We start from the raw sequence: 18,718 nt of genomic DNA on the forward strand, positions 1-18,718 counted from the left end.
GGGTTCGGGTGCATTCGGGGTTAACGTTGTGGATAGACGCGTTCGAACGCGATGCGATTCGAGGGGACCGAGAGGGTTCACACCCCTCGAATCGAGGGTTTCTCGACACCATTTTGGCGAACTCGATTGTGGTAAGAGCGTCGCGGAGTGGTCGCGGAACGTCTCACGGACTGCAACAGCAACCACCGCGAGCCACACCCGCCCCAACCGACTGCGCGCTGCTCACGTTCGTTCGCTCCAGTGCTCGTTCCTCGCGTGATAGCCAGTCGGGCCCTCGGACGCCGCGTCCTCGGGCCCGCTGGCGCACGCGCCGGGGCTTCCTGTCGTGTTGGGACCCGTCGTTTCGAGAACTGCGACGAAACGGGCGACGACAACCCCTGTCGTCCCCGCCACGAGGTGACGTAAAGCCCTCTCCGACCCAACCGACTGGTATGCGAGTACTCATCGTCGGCGGCAGTGGTTTCGTCGGAACCGCCCTCACCGAAGAACTTCACGCACGCGGGCACGACGTGACCGTGCTCGCGCGCACGCCGGACGACGCCGCTCTCCCCGCTGGCGTCGAGACGGTCGCGGGCGACGTGACCGACTACGAATCGATGGCGGACGAGTTCGCCGGTCAGGACGCGGTCGTCAACCTCGTCGCGCTCTCGCCGCTGTTTCAACCCTCGGGCGCGAGCCACGAGGAGGTCCACCTCGGCGGTACCGAAAACGTCGTCCAGGCCTGCGAAGAACACGACGTTCCGAAACTCGTCCAGATGAGCGCCCTCGGTGCGGACCCCGATGGTCCGACGGCCTACATCCGAGCGAAAGGAAACGCAGAGAAAGTCGTCCGGGATTCTGCTCTCGACCGGGTAATCGTCAGGCCGTCCGTCGTGTTCGGTGACGGTGGCGAGTTCGTCTCGTTCACGAAGACGCTGACCACGCCCTACGTGACGGGCCTGCCGGGCGGCGGCAAAACGCGCTTCCAACCTATCTGGGTCGGCGACATTGCACCAATACTGGCCGACTGCGTGGAAGACGAATCGCACGTCGGAAAAACGGTCGAAATCGGTGGCCCCAAAGTCCTCACTCTCGCGGACGTGACGAAACTGGCCTATCAGGCCGAGGGGAAGTCGGTCGTCGTGCTCCCGATTCCCATGGCACTTGCGCGAATCGGGTTGACCCTCGCTGGTCCGATTCCGTTCGTTCCGATGGGTCCGGACCAGTATTGGTCGCTGCAGTTCGACAACACCGTCTCCGAGAACGACGTTCGAGCGTTCGACCGCGACATAGACGACCTGCGAACGCTCGCGGACTACCTCGGCATCGAGAACGAGCAGACGAGAGCGGCCGAAACCGGTGGGGCGACGCTGAACACCGCCTGAGTTCGGTTCGGGACACGGAGTCCTTTTGAGTCTGGTGACCCTCAGAAGGAGTATGTACGAGGTCGAAGTGAAAGTGCGCGCCGACCACGAGGCGGTCCGGGAGCGCCTGGAGGAACTCGGCGCACGCTACCTCGGGACGGTCACGCAGGAAGATTTCTACTACGACGCGCCACACCGCGATTTCGGCGAGACGGACGAAGCACTCCGTGTTCGACGGGAGTCGGACGAGGAAGGAATGGTAGAGCGGGTGACCTACAAAGGACCGCTCGTCGAGACGGAGTCGAAGACGCGCAAGGAACACGAAACCGTCGTCGGTGACGGCGACACGGTCGATGCACTGTTGTCGGCGCTGGGGTTCGAGGCGGCGGCGACCGTCCAAAAGGAGCGCGAACGGTACCAACTCGACGAGTACCTCGTCGTCCTCGACGCAGTAGCGGGACTCGGCGAGTTCGTGGAGGTCGAAGTCGAAGCAAAGGAACGTGACGTCGAATCGGCACGCGAAGGGGCCTACGACGTGCTCCATGACGTCGGTCTCGACCCGGACGACCAGATTCGGACCTCGTATCTCGGCCTCCTACTCCGTAATGAGCGTGAGTAATTCTACCACGCCAAACCGTTTCCGCAAGTTATAGAATCTGCGACTGTGAACGCGAAGTAATGACCGAGCGGAACATTCAGGTGGAACCTATCGACCGACGGGCGGTCGAAGACCAGGATATCGAAATCGTCGAGCGAAAAGGAATCGGCCACCCCGACTCTATCTGTGACGGTATCGCCGAAAACGTCTCCAGCGCGCTCTCGCAGGCGTACTTAGACCGCGTTGGACAGGTCCTCCACTACAATACGGACGAGACGCAACTCGTCGCGGGAAGCGCGAATCCGCGGTTCGGCGGCGGTGAACTGGTCGAACCTATCTACATCCTCATCGTGGGCCGTGCGACCAAAGAGTACGAGGGCACCACGATTCCGACCGACACCATCGCGTTGCGGGCGGCCCGCGACTACCTGAACGAGAACATCCCGGAACTCGACGTCGGGACAGACGTCATCGTCGACGTGAAACTCGGCGAGGGGAGCGGCGACCTCCAGGACGTGTTCTCCGAGGTGGGCGCGACGGTACCGATGGCGAACGACACCAGTTTCGGCGTCGGCCACGCTCCACTCTCGGAAACCGAGCAAATCGTCCTTAACGCAGAGCAGCGACTCAACGGCGAGTTCGCCGCCGACCACCGCGCGCTCGGCCAGGACGTGAAGATAATGGGCAAGCGCGAACGAGACACCATCGACGTGACTGTCGCCGCCGCGATGGTCGACAAGTACATCGCCGACCGCGAGGAGTACGACGCGATGGTCGAGAACGTGCGTTCGTTCGTTCGAACCGTCGCCGAGGAGTACACGAACCGCGAGGTGAATGTCCACGTCAACACCGCGGACGACGAAGAGAGCATCTACCTCACGACGACCGGGACGAGCGCCGAGATGGGCGACGACGGCTCCGTCGGCCGCGGTAACCGTGCGAACGGTCTCATCACGCCGAACCGCTCGATGAGCATGGAAGCGACGAGCGGGAAGAACCCCGTCAACCACATCGGGAAGATTTACAACCTCCTCAGCACCGAAATCGCAGAAACCGTGGTCGCGGAGGTGGACGGCATCCGCGACATGCGAGTTCGACTGCTCTCGCAGATCGGTCGCCCCATTGACGAACCGCACGTTGCAGACGCACAGGTCGTTCCGGAAGACGATGTCTCGCTCGCCGACATCGAAGACGACATCGTCGCCATCGTCGACGAAGAGTTGGCGAACGTCACGAACATCACGAAACGCGCCATCGAGGGCGACGTGAGGACGTTCTAACTCGGTCTCTCTCAGTTCGACACTCGTTTATTATAGCCACTGCTAGGCCCGATATGCACCCGTCGGGAGCCGACACCGTCCTGGTCCGCCACGGCGACGTCGGCGTGAAAAGTGGGAAAGTGCAGACGGAGATGGAGCGACGGCTTCGGGACAACCTCGCGGCGATTCTCGCCGACCGCGAAATCGACGCCGAGGTCGAACGCCAGTGGTCGCGTCTGTTCGTCCACACGAGCGAGGACGCCGTCGAAGCGGCGACCGACGCGGCGGCGGACACGTTCGGCGTCCAGTCGGCGAGCCCCGCTGTGGTCGTCTCGCCCGAACAGGCCATCATCGAGGAGACGCTGGCCGAGGCCGCCCGCGAACATTACGACGAGGGGACCTTCGCCGTTCGTGCCCGGCGTGCCTCGAAAGACCACCCGTTCACCAGCGAAGACCTCGAACGCGAGGGGGGCACTGCCGTCTCGGAAGCGGTCGACGACCCCGAGGTAGACTTAGACGACCCCGACGTCACGTTCTCCGTCGAAGTGCGCGAGTCGGACGCCTTCGTCTTCCTCGAAAAGCGCGCCGGGCCGGGGGGGCTCCCGCTGGGTACCCAGACGAAACTCGTCTCGCTGGTCAGCGGTGGCATCGACTCGCCCGTGGCGACGTGGGAAGTGATGAAACGCGGCAGTCCGGTCGTCCCCGTCTACCTCGACCTCGGCGATTTCGGTGGGCCGGACCACGAAGCGCGAGCGGTCGAGACGGTTCGAAAGCTCGCGAAGTACGCCCCCGACCACGATATGCGGGTCAGAAAAGTCCCCGCGGGCGACGTGATGGCTCTCCTCGCTAAGGAGGTCGGTCCGGCGCGGATGCTCTCTTTCCGCCGGTTCATGTACCGCGTCGCAGAGCACGTCGCCCACGACGAGTTGGCACACGGCATCGTCACGGGGGAGGCCATCGGTCAGAAATCCAGCCAGACCGCCCGGAACCTCGGCGTGACGAGCGCGGCGACGACGATGCCCGTCCACCGTCCGCTGCTCACGACGGACAAAAGCGACATCGTCGCCCGCGCCCGGAAGATAGACACCTTCACCGACTCCACGATTCCGGCGGGATGTAACCGCATCGCGCCAGATTACCCCGAGACGAACGCGACCCACGAAATCGCCCGGAACGCCGAACCGGACGGCCTGTTCGACCTGGCGAAAGAAACCGCCGAGAACGTCGAACTCATCGACCTCTGATGGGTTCGTACGTATTCTGGAGTCGTAATCGATTTAGTTCGTCGCTTCGACCGAAAAAACAGTGACTCGCGTCCTGCTCGTCGGTTCGGAGGAAGCGGACTTGCGCGCCGAGTTGTTGTCTCGGGAGACGGCGCGCGACGCCCTCGCCACGTATCAGCTCCGCGAACCGTACCAGAACTGCCTCGAACTGGAGACCATCAGCGTCGGCGCGGCCACCTCACTGTTGAACGACCTGAACTGGTATCTCGTTCGCTTCGTGGACGAAGCCCTCGTCCTCGAACCGAGCGTGAGCGACGAGGAGTGGCTCTCGCGCACGCTCGCTGCTCGCGTGCGCGACGGCGGCGTCGAACCTGTCGAGACCGACCCGCTGCTCAAAGTGTACGGGATGGTAGACGAAGAGTTCGGGAAGACACTCGTTGAACCGATGTACGTCGCTCGCACCGTCGACGGCGTCCCGGAGTACGACCTGCGCGACGTGGACGAGACGCTGGTCGTGCGCGTGACTGAAGACGAGTTTCGGTCGTAAGCGGCTCTCGGTCGTGGTTGGGTCGATACCGGGTGCGTCATTCGGTATCGGGACGATTGCTTGAATCGAAACTCAAACGGAAACTCCTGTGATAGTCGACCGGATTTCCTTCGTAACACCTCCTTGTCGGCCGACAAGCGTCGTTTATTGACGGTCAGACACCTCATAACAAATGCATACTCTGTCCTTAGCCAAACCGATGTCAGACGGAAACAAAGGCAGCAGCAGTAGTGTCAATCGAAGGAACTACCTGAAAGGACTTACCGCAGGTGGTGTAGCCGCCGCCGGCTTTGGCGGAGTCTCCATGTCCTCGCTCGCGCAAGAAGAGGAAGTCACCGCCGAGTTCTGTGGCGAATTCTCGCCTGGGTCACAAGAACAACAGTGTATCGAATGCCTCCCCTGCGACGACCCGGAAGTGCTCCGGCTCGACGAAGGGCTCTCCGGGTTCTGTTACGAACCGGATTCGATTCCGGAAGGAGCCAACTACGCCACGCTCAAAGCGGCCAACGGGTGTTACGGCGCGGGCATCGACAGCTCGACTTCGACGATTTGCCTCCCTGACGAGAACCCGACGGACGACCCGAACCTCTACGGGGAAATCAGCAACGCGACGTTCTACCGCTGCCCGGACAACGGCAACGGGGAACCGAAAGTGGATAAGGTCACCGTTAGATGCAAATGCATCATCATCGAGACCTCCAACATTCCCGAAGGGGAGACCCTCACCGTGACGGTGACCTTCGAGGACGGCGAGAAGACCTACGAAGCAACGGTGGGCGCCGACGGGGTCGCACGCGTCGACCTGCCCGGCGACCGGAACCCGACGCACGTCCTCATCGAGTACGATGGAGAGACGCTGTTCGATGAAGAAGTGGAGGCAATAGATGGGCCGTGCAAGAAAAAGCCGGTGTGTCCGGACATCCACGTCAAGTACAAGTTCAAACACTGCGAGTGGGTTCCCGTCTCGGGCGACTCGGACGGACTCTGGGTCGAGGGTGACCGCAATAAGGTGAAGATTTGTGCCGACTTCCCGTTCGTGGTCGAGTATGCGACCCGGCCGAAACGCCACGGCAAGAAGAAGAAGAAGAAAAAGAAGAAGCACGGCAAATCGAGCAAGTGTAGAAAGAAGTGTGAACCGCAGGAACCGGTCACGGCTGAGTACGACGAAGAGACCGGCAAGTGCTGCGCGACAATCGGCAACAGTTGTGATCACATCTGCTGGTTCAAAGTCAGATGTCCTGAAAACGACTCGAACGACGCGTAGTGCACGCGGTCGAACGAACGGAGTACCCCTACCCTTCGCGAATCCAGGCGCGCGGTCGATCTCCCGAACGATTATTTTCGACGTAATTTATCTTCGATGAAGTTTTTCGGACTTCAATCGAACATCCCCGTCGAGAGGTAGCGTTCACCGCTGTCGGGGAAGACGGTGACGACAAGTGGGCAGTCGTCGTAGCCCTGTTCGATGCCGCCGTCGGAGGTGGCGTGCTGTGGGTCGAAGTCGTCTTCTCTCGCCTCGCTCCACTCGTCGGGCATCTCCGGGCAGTTCAGTTCCGGGCGAGCGAGTCGCTCCGCGACGCGATAGGCCGCGATACTCGCCGCACCGCTCGACTGGCCGACGAGGATTCCTTCTTCGCGGGCGAGTCGCCGGGCCTCGGCTTCGGCGTCTTCCAGCGCGACCGTCTCGACCGAGTCGATGAGGTCCGTATCGAGGAGGTCGCTCACGAATCCCGGCCCCATCCCCTGGAACTCGTCCTCGCCGGGTTCGCCGGTCGAGAGAACGGCGTTTCGCTCGGGTTCGACCGCGACGACTTCCATGTCGGGGTACGCTTCCAACAGGCGTGTGGCAGTTCCAGTGATGGTCCCGCCGGTCCCAACGCCGGCGACGAAGGCGTCGATTTCCCGCCCCTCGACGTCTTCGATTATCTCTTCTGCGGTGGTTCGGTAGTGTGCGTCGGCGTTGGCCGGGTTCTCGAACTGTCCGAGTTGTATCGCCTCCCCCGACTCGGTAAGTTCGTCGGCCCGCGCTCTGGCGGATTGCATGTTGCCGTCGACGAGTTCGACGTCCGCGCCGTACGCTTTCAGCAACTGCCTCCGTTCCGGCGATTTCGACGCGGGCATGACGATGGTGAGGTCGTACCCGCGGGCTGCACACACCACCGCCAGTCCGATACCGGTGTTCCCACTCGTCGGCTCTACGATGCGGTCGCCGGGTTCGAGTTCGCCCGCCTGTTCTGCGGCCTCGATCATCGCCAGCGCCGGGCGGTCTTTCGCGGATCCGCCGGGGTTGAACGATTCGAGTTTCGCCGCGACGGTCGCACCCTCGGGCGAGCGAACGTGGACGAGCGGTGACCCCACGGTGTCGAGGATGGACGATTTCATGGTTCGCCAGTAGGTCGTCCACACCTAAACCCCTGATGGACTGCGGCAGGAGGTGCCGGAAAGCAGAGTCGTTTATTTGCGTCCAGTTCTATGTTCGCCCATGGAAACGTCCGAACCGAATCCGACGTGGGACGCGAGCGCACACAGTGAGACGGTGAGTGCCATCGAAGCGAGCGTCGGCGAGGTCACCTATCGCGTCTGGGGGGCAGACTGGTGTGGCGACTGCCGGGCAGTCCTCCCAGACTTCTTCGCCGCGCTCGACGCCGCAGGCGTCCCCGAAGACGAGATACACGTCTACGAAGTCGACGGCGAGAAGAAGGGCGAACTGACCGACGAGTACGACGTGACGCTCATCCCGACCATCGTCGTCGAGCGAAGCGCGACGGACAATCGGACTGCCTCGGACGACATCACCGAACACGGCGACGAGGAAATCCTCCGGTTCGAAGAGAGCGAAGAACTACCCGCTGCGGAGTACGTCGCCAAAGGACTGCTCGAAAGCGACACGCTCGCGTAGGGACTCTTTTTCACCTCTCGTTCGGCTGCAGGTCGTCGGCCCACTCCAACCCGGCGTCGATGTCCGTCACGGGCGGCGAACACGTGAACGACCGGCAGACGTACAGCGTCGGTTCGTCCTCTGCCGTTCGACCGGCCCAGATGGGCGGTGTCTCGTCCAGTCCGAGGGTCGCACACCAGTCGGCCACTCCGTCCTCGGTCGGCGGTCGGCGGGTTAGAATCCGAGTGGGAAGATACGTCTCGGCGAGCCGGTCGCGCCACGCTTCGGGGAGTTCGTCGGCGGCGACGGTCAGTTCGAGCGACCCGGTGGCGTGGCGGTCTGCCGCGAGCGCCAGCGTCGCGTACTGCACCGGGTTCGACTCGACGGTTCGGGAGTGGGTTTCGAGTACGGATTCCGCGATGTCGCCCGATCGGTCGTGTGGCGCGAACTCAGAGAGCACGAGGAGAACGTCGGTTGCGACGCCGAGACTCGACGGCGTGGACTGGTCGGCGAGTTCCTGCGGGCGGGCGACCAGTCGCTCGCCGCTCTCGGGTGTGAAATAGAGCGTTCCGCGTTCGTCGTCCCAGAATTCGCGCTCGATGGCTCGCGCGAGCGAGAGCGCGAAGCCCAGGTGGTCGGGGTCGCCCGTCGTCTGATACAGGTCGAACGCGCCACGCGCGAGGAAGGCGTAGTCTTCGAGATAGCCGTCGATAGCGATGTCGTCGTCCTTGAACCGACGCGAAAGTCGCCCCTCTTCTGGGTCCCAGAGCCGTTCGCGGACGAAATCGAGTGCGGACTCGGCGAGGTCGGTGTAGTGGTCGTCGAGGACGAGTCCACCCTCCGCGAGTGCGGAGATGAGCAAGCCGTTCCACCCCGCCAGCACTTTCTCGTCGCGGAGGGGCCGTTCGCGCTCTTCTCTCGCGTCGAACACCTGTTCGCGGGCGTCTTCGAGCAGTTCCGCCACCTCGTCTTCCGAGTGGTCGTACTGCTCGGCCAGTTCGGGAATGGCCGTCGTTCGGGTGAGCACCGTCTTCCCTTCGAAGTTGCCGGACTGGGTGATGCCGAAGCGGTCACAGAAGAGGTCTGCGGCGGTGTCGTCGTCGACTGCGTCGTGAATCTCGTCGGGCGTCCAGACGTAGAATGCGCCTTCTTCGTCCGTGCCGTCCTCACCCTCGCTCCGGGCGTCGAGCGTGCTGTAGAACCCGCCCTCGGGGTGTCGCATCTCGCGTTCGAGGAACTCGAAGGTGTCGCGAACGACCTCGGCGTAGCGGTCGTTCCCAGTGACCTGATACCCCGCGAGATACACGCGCGGCAGTTCGGCGTTGTCGTAGAGCATTTTCTCGAAGTGGGGCACCGTCCACCCTCGGTCGGTCGCGTAGCGATGGAAGCCACCGCCGACGTGGTCGTACATACCGCCGTTCGCCATCGCGTCGAGCGTCTCGACGGCCACGTCGCGGAACTGCTTCGTGCCGGTTCGGTCGTAGGCGCGCAAGAGCAGGTCGATTCGCGCGGGTTGGGGGAACTTCGGCCCGCCGCGTCCGAACCCGCCGTACTCGCGGTCCGCGCTCCGGACCGTCTGTGAGGCCGCCGAGTGGAGCAGTTTCGCGTCGGGGGCGTCTCCCGCTTCGGGCGTCGATTCGAGTTCGCCTTCGATGGCGTTCGTCCACTGTTCGGCGCGGTTTTCCATCTCCTCGCGGTCGCTCTGCCACGAGTTGGCGATGTTCTCGAGCAGGTCGACGAAACCGGGACGCCCCTGCTGACGGTGTTTCGGGAAGTACGTGCCGACGTAGAACGGTTTTCCCTCCGGCGTCAGCCACGCCGAGAGGGGCCACCCACCGCCGCCCGTCACCTGCTGGCAGATGCTCATGTAGATGGAATCGACGTCCGGTCGTTCCTCGCGGTCGACCTTGATGGGGACGAAGTTCTCGTTGAGCATCTCTGCTACCGTCTCGTCCTCGAAGCTCTCTTCTTCCATCACGTGACACCAGTGGCAGGCCGAGTAGCCGATGGAGAGGAAGATGGGGACGTCGCGTTCTCGTGCCGCTTCCAGCGCCGTCTCGTCCCATGGCTGCCAGTGAACCGGGTTGTCGGCGTGTTGGCGGAGATACGGACTCTCCTCCTCGTCGAGTCGGTTTCGCCGCGTCGGGTCGCTCATGGCAGAGCGTTGGCCGCCGAGTCACCTAAAGACCCGCGCTACCACACGACTCATGTGGGATGGAATCGTATCTCACGTGCCAATGAGCGAAACAGGCATTTCCGACCAGTTCGCGGACGAAATCGCCACGACCTGTCGGACGGGAATCGGGGACACGCTCCGGAGCGTCATCTACTTCACGCCGGACGAGTTCGACCTGCTCTACCTCCGGAGCGACCTCTACGGGGGCGACGAGGAACGAGCACGAAAGTTGAAAGCAGTATTCGTGGAGAACGAACGACTCGGATTCGACACGAGCGAGACGTACCGACGACTCGCGGACCGGGATGCGGAACCGGCCATCGGCGACTACGAACTCACCCTCCGGGCGTTCTCTGACGGGTTCGTCAGTCGGGTCATCGTCGACGGCCACGGTGTCTTGCTGACGAGCGATAGCTACAGCATCGCGGACTTCGAGGAGGTCGCGGTGTCTGTCAGGAAGATGCTAGAAAACCACGACCCAGCAGGATGAACCCACCACGAGGGTCGCCGACGACGTGGGAGGTATTCACGAGTATGCATACATACGCGAGAGCCAACGGAAACATTTACACACCTGTGACCACATTCTGACACCATGAGCGAAACCGTACTGCTGGTCGGCGGCGGCGGTCGTGAGCACGCCATCGCCCGCGCGCTGGCCGACAGTGACGTTGCCCTCTACGCCTGTGCAGGGAATCGGAATCCTGGAATCGCGCGACTCGCCGATGGATTCGAATCCCTCGACACGACGAACGAGAAGGCCGTCACGTCCTACGCGAACGAGGTCGGAGCGACGCTCGCCGTCGTCGGTCCCGAGGGGCCACTGGCGGCGGGTGTCGCCGACGCGCTAGACGACGCCGGAGTCTACGCCTTCGGGCCACACGAGGCGCAAGCCCACATCGAGACGGACAAAGCCTTTCAGCGACGGTTCATGATGGAACACGACATTCCCGGCTGTCCGGACTTCGAGACGTTCGACGACGTCGAAGCCGCCTGCGAGTACATCGACGAGTACGACGGTGACCTCGCGGTGAAGCCCGCTGGACTGACCGGCGGCAAGGGTGTGAAAGTCATCGGCGACCAGGTGACCGCCGAAGAGGCGAAAGCGTACCTCCGCGACAGCGACTACGACCGCGTCGTCCTCGAAGAGCGACTCGTCGGCGAGGAGTTCACCGTGCAGGCGCTCGTGGCGAACGGCCAACTGCGAGTCACGCCGGCCATCCAGGACCACAAGCGCGCCTACGAGGGTGACGAGGGTCCGAACACGGGCGGGATGGGAAGCTACAGCGACGCGAGTCTCGCACTGCCCTTCATGACCGAAGACGACTACCACGAAGCGGTGGACGTGCTGAAAGCGACCGTCGGTGCGCTGGACGACTACCGAGGCGTGCTCTACGGGCAGTTCATGCTCACCGCCGACGGTGTGAAAGTGGTGGAGTTCAACGCCCGCTTCGGCGACCCCGAGGCGATGAACACCTTGCCGGTGCTCACGACCGACTTCCTCGACGTGCTGGTCGCCGCACGCGACGGCGACGACCTGCCGAAGCTCTCGTTTGCACCGAAGGCGACGGTGTGTAAGTACGCCGTGCCTGCGGGCTATCCGACCGACCCTGAATCGGGTGCGAGAGTACAGATCGACGAGGAGAGCGCTGGTGACGCCATCCTCTTTTACGCCAGTGTGGACGAGCGCGAAGACGGCATCTACACGACGACCTCTCGCTCGTTCGCCGTTGTCGGACTCGGCGACTCCATCGCGGAAGCCGAAGAGATCGCAGAGGACGCCCTCTCCGCCGCAGGTGAGGAGGGTCTGCACGTGCGACACGACATCGGCACCGACGACCTCATCCGGCGACGCATCGACCACGTGAAAACGCTCCGTGAGGACGCATAACGAACAGCCTACGGAGCCGTCAATCAGCCCATAACCAAACCCCAGTATCCGGATACTTACCTCCATGAGCGACTCCCTCTCCCCCGACGAGATATTCGACGTGCTCGGTAACTGCCACCGACGACACGTGGTCGAAGCGCTACTGAACAGTACCGACGAGACGACGGTTGCGGAGTTAGCCGAAGCCGTCGGGTGCCGGACGAACACCGACCCGGAACGAATCGAAGTCGGGCTTCACCACTCGCACCTTCCGCACCTCGAACACGTTTGTCTCGTCGAGTACGACGCCGACGCGGGCGTCGTCGAACCGACCGCGGCAGTCTCGGAGTTCGAACCCTTCTTCGAACTCATCGAAGAGTAGCTTCAAGCCATCAGGGTACAAATCCCGGCGCGTGAGCGACGACACGCCCCACCGCCACGAACGGGTCACGCGCCACCCGACACCCGGCGGTCTGAACTCCTTGCAGTACTGGACGACGGCCCGGAGTCCGCTTCGGGTCGCGCTCAACTACGCCGTCATCTGGCTCGTTCGCATCAATCCGAGTCTCCGTCTCAAAAACTGGCTCTTGCGTCGAATCGGCGTCACGGTCGGGCGGGGCGTCTCGTGGGGACTCGAATCGACGCCCGACGTGTTCTGGCCCGACCTCATCACCGTCGAAGACCACGCTATCGTCGGGTACGACGCGACCATCCTCTGTCACGAGTTCCTGCAGGACGAGTATCGAACCGGTGAGGTCGTCGTCGGCGAACGAGCGATGATAGGCGCGGGTGCCGTCATCTTGCCGGGCGTCGAAATCGGTGCGGGCGCACAGGTCGCAGCGAACTCGCTGGTGACGCGAGACGTCCCGCCAGGCGCGACAGTTGCGGGCATCCCGGCGACGGAGATGTCGAGCGAGAACCTCGACTAGTTTCGAAGGCGAACCGCGCCCTCGTGGAAGATGAGGTGGTTCGGGATGATGAACTCCTCGCCGTCGTTTTCGATGTGCGTGACGAACAAATCTACCTCCTGGACGATTCCCTGATTGCCGTTCACTCGAATCTCGTCGCCGATACCGTACGGCTGGTTGAGCAGGAGATAGATGCCTGCCGCAGACGAGCGAAGTAAGTCCCAGAATGCGACCGCGCCGAAGACGATGACGGCGACGATGTACGCACCGAAGAGAACGAGCAACGTGAGCACCGCGATACCGATCTGGCTCAGCGCGATGAGCGAGGCGATGTAGACGATGCTGTACTTGACCAGTCGGGAGATGATGCTTACCTCGGGGAGTTTGACGCTCCGCAGTCGTTCGCTTATCAGCAACTCTGCCTTGTCGGCGATGACGAACCCGACGATGAACACCAGCACCGCGACGAACAGGTCAGGGACGAAGAGGATTATCTGCCAGAACAACTGGGTGCTGAGAGGGAGTTCTGCGGTGTTGAGCGCGAGGAGGATGGCGACGCCGTAGATGAACCACGACGTGATGCGGGCGATGAGCGATACCGTCGTCGTGCCGAGACTTCGCGCTGTTCGCTCGAACGGCGTCCCCTCGACGACCTCGGGAACGCCTGCGGCACGGAGGATCCGTCTGTTCAAGCGCCCGAGGAGGTAGCCTGCGATACCACCGCCGATGAGGATGAGGATAGCGAGGACGATTCGGTACTCCTCACGCAGGAGTACTTGCCACTCGGATTGCATCTAGTACTCCTCCGGGTCGAGTTCGAGAATGAGTTCACCGCCTTTGAACGCCCGAACGAGGCCGTCGCTCTCGGAGAGAACGATGGCCGTCGCGTTCGTATCGCGGGTAATCGCACCACCGGCCATGTGCCGTGCGCCGAGTCCTTTCGGGATGTCCACGCCCTCTGCGGAGGGTTCGAGGTAGCGGTAGGCCGAGACGATCTTCCCGGAGTCGGAGATGACGAACGCTCCGTCCAACCGCGAGAACTCCTTCAACATCACGTTCACGATCGGGTCGCCGACGTGGACGTGCGACTTCTCGAAGGGGTTGTACGAGAGCGGACGAGACTTGTTCATCACCTTGCCCGCGTCGCCGACGACGAACAGCGCGCCGACGGGTTTGCCCTTCTGTCCTTTCTTTCCGAGTTCGATGGCGACCTCGAACACGTCACGGATGACGCTGGGGTCGGCACGCGAGTTGGTGAACAGGTCGTAGATTCCGGAGTGAGACTCCTCGTTCGCTCGAACGCGAGTGACCGAGTCGATTCCATCGTCGAACATGCTCGTGACACAGGCGAGTTCGTCGCCGTCCTCTGCGAGACCGTTCGTGATCGCGCCCTCGATACCGAAGCGAATGCGGTCTTTGACGTTATCGAACTCCAGCGGTAGTTCGACGAATTCGCTCGCACCGACGTTGTTGTCGGGCGCGACGACGACGATTTCGGGGTCGTTCAGGTCGGCGAAACGGTCGTAGTACGACCCGCTCGGAGAGAAGAGAAACACCGAGTCGACGCCAGTGACGAGGTCTTCCAGAAGGTCGCTAACGGTGGCCATTACTGAAGGCCACTCAATCACCCGAGAAAAGGTTTGTGGGGGTATATGTCACCAATCGTTTCTTTTTGTTGAGAAATCATCCCTCACGGACTGGAGAGATTCCGTTTTCACGGGATTCGCAACTGACAGAATGTAGTTACATACCCATATCCGAGGCTCGTTCTGGAACCGGGAGTGTATCGGGACGAACGCCCAGCAGTTCCGCCGCGTGGTCGAGCGCCATGTCGAACCCGTAGTAGCGTTCCAACTCGGGACTGTCGGCGGTTTCGCGGACTTTCAGCATGCCGTACCCTTCGAGATTCTGTGCGACTGCGGCGGTGTGTCCCCCGCGGGAGAATTCAAGCACGCGCTCGTCGTCGGTTTCGAAGTAGCGAGCCGTGACGTCGTCTTCCGAAATCGTGGTCATTGGTCGGGGTTCGAAGGCAGAACAGTCGAAGCTATCGGTTCCGGCCCGAAATGGAAAACGACGTGACGGGCGACCTCGCACTCTCCTGCATGCCCCGATGGCACCAGAGCGGCACTCGCCGCGACATCTGTATCATCCTCGCCGACGCTGGAGAACTCCGGAGCCAGCGGTTGAAAATGCGACTCGAATCGCGCTACGAAAAGTCGCTCGACCCGAAACGGTTCTACGGAACGCTAGAAAGACTGGTCGAGAGCGGCCACGTCGAGAAGCGAGTGGAAGGACTGTACGACGTGTTCTCGTTGACGGAAGTGGGGGAGAAACGATTGAGAGAGCAGTTCGAGTGGATGCGAGAAAAAGTCGAGTGAGGGGCTTGTCCTGGAGGTTCTGACTCGGATGACTCGTCCCTTTAAGATTCTTATCACGTGACTCACGGTAATAGAAACAGACCTCGAAAGCCCCCGCCCGCTCGCAGTCGCTTGCCGACATCCCGACTCGGCATTGCATGCCTCGTCGAGAGGGGTCGCCGAGACGACCACGTACACGCGAGCGGGCGGCCCCTTTCAGTCCACCCAGACATCCGACAGCCACCGCCACCGGAGGCCACATACCTCTCCAATCGGCTGCGCTTCTCGGTCGCTCCCTTCGATACTCATCCACCGTCGGAGACACGCTCCGTCGAGCCATTCGCTCGCGTTGCTCACGAAGACCTCGCACTCTGTTGCCCCGAGTCTCCGGGCGGTCTGCCCTCCGGCTCGGGCCAGCGCGCGCCGCGTCGAAGATTTGGCGCACTCGAAATTACTCGACTATCACGGAAAAATCGTCGGAAAATCAGGTGTCTCGCGTCGCTCAGTCCAACATCTGTGCCGCGATGGTGTTTCGCAGCACTTCGCTCGTCCCCTCGTAAATCTCGTTCAGTTTGGCGTCGCGGTAGTAGCGTTCCGCGTCGAAGTCGGTGGTGTAGCCGTAGCCGCCGTGAATCTGGATGCCTTCGTTCGCCACCTCGCGGGATATCTCGCTGGCGAACAGTTTCGCCTGCGCGGCCTGCTTGATGTAGTCCTCGCCGCGAATCTTGCGGTCGGCGGCGCGGTGCATGAGCATCTTCGCGGCGCTGACCTTCGTATCCATGTCCGCGAGTTTGTGCTGGATGGTCTGGAAATCGCTGATTGGCTGGTCGAACTGCTCGCGCTGCTGGGCGTACTCCAGCGCGTCGTCCAGCGCCGCACGAGCGAGACCGATGGAGCGCGCAGCGATGGTGATGCGCCCGCCGTTCAGCGTCTTCAGGGCGTGGACAAAGCCTCGGCCTTCCTCGCCGAGCAGGCGGTCGTCGGGGATGCGAAGGTCGGCGAACCGGAGTTCGGCGGTCGGACAGCCCTTGTCGCCGAGTTTGTGTTCCGTGCCCTCGACGTAGAAGCCGTCGTCCTCCTCGGGCCGGACGACGAACGACGAGATACCCTTGTTGCCGGCGTCTTCGTCGGTCTTGGCGAAGACGGTGACCGTCTCCGCGACCGACCCGTTCGAAATCCAGAGTTTGCCGCCGTTCAGGATGTACTCGTCGCCGTCCTTCTCGGCGGTGGTGTCCATCGCCGGCACGTCGCTTCCCGCGCCGGGTTCCGAGAGCGCGAACGCGCCGATGTCGGTGCCCTCGTTGAGCGGCGTGAGATACTTCTGTTTCTGTTCTTCGTTACCGAACTCGTAGAGCATGTTGCCCGCGAGACTGGTGTGGGCGGCGACGACCGTGCCGAGACCGCCGGAGCCACGCGATATCTCCTCCAGTCCGATTGCGTACGAGTGGTAGTCGAGACCGGCACCGCCGTACTCCTCGGGGAAGGGCATCCCCATCAGACCGAGGTCGGCCATCTGGTCGACGAGGTCGCGGGGGAACTCGTCCGTCTCGTCTATCTCTGCGGCGCGAGGTTTGATCTCCTCGTCGACGAACTCCGCGACCATGTCCCGGATCTGTTTCTGCTCTGCGGAGAGGCTGAAGTCCATACCGGAAATGAGGGTAGTTAATCCTTTACTTTTCCCATCCCGGCTCGATTTACGCGCACCGTTCAGCGGAGTCGCTTGCGGAGCGAATCAACCGTGAGTGCCCCTTGCACGAGGTAGGACAGCTTTCGATTCTTGGGGGCGATGGTCGCCGCACCGAGCAGAATCGCGCCGCGCTTCGGGTTCCCCTTCCGGAAGGCGTACCCTGCCTGTGCGAGCAACGAGAGGACGTTCAGTTTGTCGAGCGAGTTGTTCCGCGAAGGTGACGCGGGCGACGTCGACGACGCCAGCGCAGACAGCAGTCCGACCCCCGCTTTCACGACGCCGAGTAAGGTTCGAAGCATGGATTCGTACCAGGCCGGCCAGCAGGGTAAGGGTTCCGGCGGCAGGCGAAAGGCGTTGAAGACGAGCGAATCGAACGGCCGCACCTGTCGCCGTCCGAAACGGATTACCGACGTGAACCCGAACCGTCGAGATATGTACGGCGTGGTGACGCGTAACCCCGAAGAACTCGACTGGCCGGAGTTCGAGTGGGGATTCTACGAGATGAAGGACGTGACGGGACGTGCGACGGAACCCGTCGAGTCGGGCGTGAACATGATCTCCTGTTTCGGCGACAGTGCGGCCGCCGAAAGCGACCCCTCGCTCGTTCCGGTGAGCGACGAGGGCGAACTGGCGACCCGCGAGCGGCCGTACTTCGACTGGGGGTACATTTGCCCGACCCGCGAATCGTACCGGGAGGGGTTGCTGGAAATGGTTTCCGACGCCGCCGAGGCGAATCCCGACGTTCGACTGGACGACGTCGGGTTCCCGCGCGCCGAATACTGTCACTGCGAACAGTGCGAACGGGCGTTCGACGCGAGCAAGTACGACGACTGGTGGGAGTGGCGTGCGAGCGTCATCACCGACTTCGTCACCGAGGCGACCGACCGAATCCCCGGGAAGACCTACCTCACCCTCTATCCGGACCCCTATCCCGGTCACCTCTACGAACGTGCCGGACTCGACGTCGATGCGCTCTCGGAGTACGTCGACGAGTTCGTCGTCCCGTTGTACGATATGGCCTATTCGACGACCTACTGGCTCGAGATTATCGCGAGCGGCTTCGAAGACGCGCTTTCGATTCCGTTCAGTATCGAACTCTACGCGGTGGACATCGACATCGACGACCTGATTCACGCGACCGAAGTCGCCGACGCCTACGCCAACGACGTGTTCTTCGGATACGAATCGGGCAACGCTCGCGGGGCGATTCGGCGGATGGACGCCGACTCACGCGATGGAGTCTCACACGGAAACTGAAATCACTAATCCTGATGCAAGAGCGACAAAAAAGGGAGAATGGAACCACGAACGAATGGTGGTTCAGTCACTACTTTTTGCGCGCTTTAACTCGAAGCAAACGTTAGAGTTGTTTCCACAGCACCACAGCAACGAGCAATGCAACACCGACGAGGGCAAATTTTCGATTCATACGGAATTCTACCATTAATGCTGACATATATGAAGATTTTACCTTGCTGATAGAGACCGGGCTGACATGCTCAAAGGGAGAGGTGTGTCACTTTGCCCACGATAGCGCACGGCGAGATTCAGACCGCAGGAGGTCCACACCAGGGATGCCATCGGACCACCAGACGATGAGAGCGCCAGCCGTGAGGAGCAGTTGCGCGAGAAAAAACGGAGTAGCCTCCATCTGCATGAAGTGGGCAAGGAAACTCTGTTGAGTCTCGTATGCCGGGGTGGTCGTCACTGGCCACATGAGGAACGCAGTATACGCATATTCGCCTGTCAAGAGTCGGTAGTTCCCATCGTTCCTGATTACTGACTCGGTTTCTGGGGCGAGACGAGAGTAGCTGGCGCGGATGAGCGAATGATTCAACCAAAGACGGCGGTCTCACTCCAGTGAGAGCGCCG

21 protein-coding genes are annotated in these 18,718 nt (G+C 62.1%); 13 read left to right on the top strand and 8 right to left on the bottom strand.

Annotation, left to right across the window (positions count from 1 at the left end; translation table 11 throughout):
- Positions 1-431: 431 nt before the first annotated feature.
- The 6 genes from ACR3FF_RS12165 to ACR3FF_RS12190 all read left to right on the top strand — a co-directional run bounded on the left by ACR3FF_RS12165 (position 432) and on the right by ACR3FF_RS12190 (position 6,234).
- Positions 432-1,364, top strand: coding sequence for a complex I NDUFA9 subunit family protein (locus ACR3FF_RS12165; protein WP_458188303.1), 933 nt, complete (start codon positions 432-434; stop codon positions 1,362-1,364).
- Positions 1,365-1,416: 52 nt separating this feature from the next.
- A complete protein-coding gene (gene cyaB, locus ACR3FF_RS12170; RefSeq protein WP_458188304.1) occupies positions 1,417-1,962 on the top strand; it encodes a class IV adenylate cyclase in 546 nt (181 codons plus the stop codon).
- Positions 1,963-2,021: 59 nt separating this feature from the next.
- Positions 2,022-3,221, top strand: coding sequence for a methionine adenosyltransferase (locus ACR3FF_RS12175; RefSeq protein WP_458188305.1), 1,200 nt, complete (start codon positions 2,022-2,024; stop codon positions 3,219-3,221).
- 53 nt (positions 3,222-3,274) lie between these two features.
- Complete coding sequence (locus ACR3FF_RS12180) at positions 3,275-4,444, top strand: tRNA sulfurtransferase (protein ID WP_458188306.1); 1,170 nt, start codon at positions 3,275-3,277, stop codon at positions 4,442-4,444.
- A 61-nt stretch (positions 4,445-4,505) separates the two neighbouring features.
- Positions 4,506-4,970, top strand: a complete 465-nt coding sequence (locus ACR3FF_RS12185) for a DUF5804 family protein (protein WP_458188308.1) — start codon at positions 4,506-4,508, stop codon at positions 4,968-4,970.
- A 304-nt stretch (positions 4,971-5,274) separates the two neighbouring features.
- Positions 5,275-6,234 (top strand): hypothetical protein, encoded by a 960-nt coding sequence (locus tag ACR3FF_RS12190; RefSeq protein ID WP_458188309.1) that lies wholly within the window; start codon positions 5,275-5,277, stop codon positions 6,232-6,234.
- Between the two features lie 113 nt (positions 6,235-6,347).
- Here ACR3FF_RS12190 and ACR3FF_RS12195 read toward each other — a convergent pair whose 3' ends face one another.
- Positions 6,348-7,352, bottom strand: coding sequence for a PLP-dependent cysteine synthase family protein (locus ACR3FF_RS12195; RefSeq protein WP_458188310.1), 1,005 nt, complete (start codon positions 7,350-7,352; stop codon positions 6,348-6,350).
- A gap of 100 nt (positions 7,353-7,452) precedes the next feature.
- Between ACR3FF_RS12195 and ACR3FF_RS12200 the strand changes: the two genes are divergently transcribed.
- A complete protein-coding gene (locus ACR3FF_RS12200) occupies positions 7,453-7,869 on the top strand; it encodes a thioredoxin family protein (protein ID WP_458188311.1) in 417 nt (138 codons plus the stop codon).
- A 10-nt stretch (positions 7,870-7,879) separates the two neighbouring features.
- Here ACR3FF_RS12200 and ACR3FF_RS12205 read toward each other — a convergent pair whose 3' ends face one another.
- The gene (locus tag ACR3FF_RS12205) at positions 7,880-10,003 is read right to left on the bottom strand and encodes a thioredoxin domain-containing protein (protein ID WP_458188312.1); all 2,124 of its coding nucleotides are present in this window, start codon (positions 10,001-10,003) and stop codon (positions 7,880-7,882) included.
- A gap of 82 nt (positions 10,004-10,085) precedes the next feature.
- On the opposite strand from ACR3FF_RS12205, the gene ACR3FF_RS12210 reads away from it, so the two are divergent.
- The 4 genes from ACR3FF_RS12210 to ACR3FF_RS12225 all read left to right on the top strand — a co-directional run bounded on the left by ACR3FF_RS12210 (position 10,086) and on the right by ACR3FF_RS12225 (position 12,823).
- On the top strand, positions 10,086-10,514 hold the full coding sequence (locus ACR3FF_RS12210; RefSeq protein WP_458188314.1) for a DUF7522 family protein: 429 nt from the start codon (positions 10,086-10,088) through the stop codon (positions 10,512-10,514).
- 105 nt (positions 10,515-10,619) lie between these two features.
- Positions 10,620-11,915, top strand: coding sequence for a phosphoribosylamine--glycine ligase (purD, locus tag ACR3FF_RS12215; RefSeq protein WP_458188315.1), 1,296 nt, complete (start codon positions 10,620-10,622; stop codon positions 11,913-11,915).
- A 64-nt stretch (positions 11,916-11,979) separates the two neighbouring features.
- A complete protein-coding gene (locus tag ACR3FF_RS12220; protein ID WP_458188317.1) occupies positions 11,980-12,276 on the top strand; it encodes a DUF7344 domain-containing protein in 297 nt (98 codons plus the stop codon).
- 31 nt (positions 12,277-12,307) lie between these two features.
- Complete coding sequence (locus tag ACR3FF_RS12225; protein ID WP_458188318.1) at positions 12,308-12,823, top strand: acyltransferase; 516 nt, start codon at positions 12,308-12,310, stop codon at positions 12,821-12,823.
- Here the strand turns inward: ACR3FF_RS12225 and ACR3FF_RS12230 are convergent.
- The 3 genes from ACR3FF_RS12230 to ACR3FF_RS12240 all read right to left on the bottom strand — a co-directional run bounded on the left by ACR3FF_RS12230 (position 12,820) and on the right by ACR3FF_RS12240 (position 14,815).
- Positions 12,820-13,596, bottom strand: coding sequence for a mechanosensitive ion channel family protein (locus tag ACR3FF_RS12230; RefSeq protein WP_458188319.1), 777 nt, complete (start codon positions 13,594-13,596; stop codon positions 12,820-12,822). The genes ACR3FF_RS12225 and ACR3FF_RS12230 overlap by 4 nt on opposite strands.
- Positions 13,597-14,409: a diadenylate cyclase DacZ gene (dacZ, locus tag ACR3FF_RS12235; protein ID WP_458188320.1), complete on the bottom strand. Its 813-nt coding sequence runs from the start codon at positions 14,407-14,409 to the stop codon at positions 13,597-13,599.
- A gap of 136 nt (positions 14,410-14,545) precedes the next feature.
- Entirely contained in the window at positions 14,546-14,815 is a 270-nt protein-coding gene (locus tag ACR3FF_RS12240) for a DUF7111 family protein (RefSeq protein WP_458188321.1), read from the bottom strand.
- 50 nt (positions 14,816-14,865) lie between these two features.
- Here ACR3FF_RS12240 and ACR3FF_RS12245 point away from each other — a divergent pair, with 50 nt between their 5' ends.
- Positions 14,866-15,180, top strand: coding sequence for a PadR family transcriptional regulator (locus ACR3FF_RS12245; RefSeq protein ID WP_458188322.1), 315 nt, complete (start codon positions 14,866-14,868; stop codon positions 15,178-15,180).
- Between the two features lie 195 nt (positions 15,181-15,375).
- Here the strand turns inward: ACR3FF_RS12245 and ACR3FF_RS12250 are convergent, their stop codons facing one another.
- From ACR3FF_RS12250 to ACR3FF_RS12260, 3 genes are all read right to left on the bottom strand, one after another.
- Positions 15,376-15,516, bottom strand: coding sequence for a hypothetical protein (locus tag ACR3FF_RS12250; RefSeq protein WP_458188323.1), 141 nt, complete (start codon positions 15,514-15,516; stop codon positions 15,376-15,378).
- 145 nt (positions 15,517-15,661) lie between these two features.
- The gene (locus tag ACR3FF_RS12255; RefSeq protein ID WP_458188324.1) at positions 15,662-16,804 is read right to left on the bottom strand and encodes an acyl-CoA dehydrogenase; all 1,143 of its coding nucleotides are present in this window, start codon (positions 16,802-16,804) and stop codon (positions 15,662-15,664) included.
- 62 nt (positions 16,805-16,866) lie between these two features.
- A complete protein-coding gene (locus ACR3FF_RS12260) occupies positions 16,867-17,145 on the bottom strand; it encodes a hypothetical protein (protein WP_458188325.1) in 279 nt (92 codons plus the stop codon).
- A 133-nt stretch (positions 17,146-17,278) separates the two neighbouring features.
- On the opposite strand from ACR3FF_RS12260, the gene ACR3FF_RS12265 reads away from it, so the two are divergent.
- Positions 17,279-18,103 carry a hypothetical protein gene (locus tag ACR3FF_RS12265; RefSeq protein ID WP_458188330.1) on the top strand — a complete coding sequence of 275 codons (825 nt, stop codon included), beginning with the start codon at positions 17,279-17,281 and terminating at the stop codon, positions 18,101-18,103.
- The last annotated feature ends 615 nt before the right edge of the window (positions 18,104-18,718 follow it).

The sequence above is a fragment of the Haladaptatus ordinarius genome (assembly GCF_054177595.1).

Bases quoted from the DNA above. Each gene is read 5' to 3' on its own strand.
- ACR3FF_RS12175 (WP_458188305.1), top strand. From the start codon at position 2,022: ATGACCGAGCGGAACATTCAGGTGGAACCTATCGACCGACGGGCGGTC.
- cyaB (WP_458188304.1), top strand. From the start codon at position 1,417: ATGTACGAGGTCGAAGTGAAAGTGCGCGCCGACCACGAGGCGGTCCGG.
- ACR3FF_RS12190 (WP_458188309.1), top strand. From the start codon at position 5,275: ATGTCCTCGCTCGCGCAAGAAGAGGAAGTCACCGCCGAGTTCTGTGGC.
- ACR3FF_RS12200 (WP_458188311.1), top strand. From the start codon at position 7,453: ATGGAAACGTCCGAACCGAATCCGACGTGGGACGCGAGCGCACACAGT.
- ACR3FF_RS12220 (WP_458188317.1), top strand. From the start codon at position 11,980: ATGAGCGACTCCCTCTCCCCCGACGAGATATTCGACGTGCTCGGTAAC.
- ACR3FF_RS12265 (WP_458188330.1), top strand. From the start codon at position 17,279: ATGTACGGCGTGGTGACGCGTAACCCCGAAGAACTCGACTGGCCGGAG.
- dacZ (WP_458188320.1), bottom strand. From the start codon at position 14,409: ATGGCCACCGTTAGCGACCTTCTGGAAGACCTCGTCACTGGCGTCGAC.
- ACR3FF_RS12245 (WP_458188322.1), top strand. From the start codon at position 14,866: ATGGAAAACGACGTGACGGGCGACCTCGCACTCTCCTGCATGCCCCGA.
- ACR3FF_RS12260 (WP_458188325.1), bottom strand. From the start codon at position 17,145: ATGCTTCGAACCTTACTCGGCGTCGTGAAAGCGGGGGTCGGACTGCTG.
- ACR3FF_RS12240 (WP_458188321.1), bottom strand. From the start codon at position 14,815: ATGACCACGATTTCGGAAGACGACGTCACGGCTCGCTACTTCGAAACC.
- ACR3FF_RS12255 (WP_458188324.1), bottom strand. From the start codon at position 16,804: ATGGACTTCAGCCTCTCCGCAGAGCAGAAACAGATCCGGGACATGGTC.
- ACR3FF_RS12205 (WP_458188312.1), bottom strand. From the start codon at position 10,003: ATGAGCGACCCGACGCGGCGAAACCGACTCGACGAGGAGGAGAGTCCG.
- ACR3FF_RS12165 (WP_458188303.1), top strand. From the start codon at position 432: ATGCGAGTACTCATCGTCGGCGGCAGTGGTTTCGTCGGAACCGCCCTC.
- purD (WP_458188315.1), top strand. From the start codon at position 10,620: ATGAGCGAAACCGTACTGCTGGTCGGCGGCGGCGGTCGTGAGCACGCC.
- ACR3FF_RS12210 (WP_458188314.1), top strand. From the start codon at position 10,086: ATGAGCGAAACAGGCATTTCCGACCAGTTCGCGGACGAAATCGCCACG.
- ACR3FF_RS12230 (WP_458188319.1), bottom strand. From the start codon at position 13,596: ATGCAATCCGAGTGGCAAGTACTCCTGCGTGAGGAGTACCGAATCGTC.
- ACR3FF_RS12195 (WP_458188310.1), bottom strand. From the start codon at position 7,352: ATGAAATCGTCCATCCTCGACACCGTGGGGTCACCGCTCGTCCACGTT.
- ACR3FF_RS12180 (WP_458188306.1), top strand. From the start codon at position 3,275: ATGCACCCGTCGGGAGCCGACACCGTCCTGGTCCGCCACGGCGACGTC.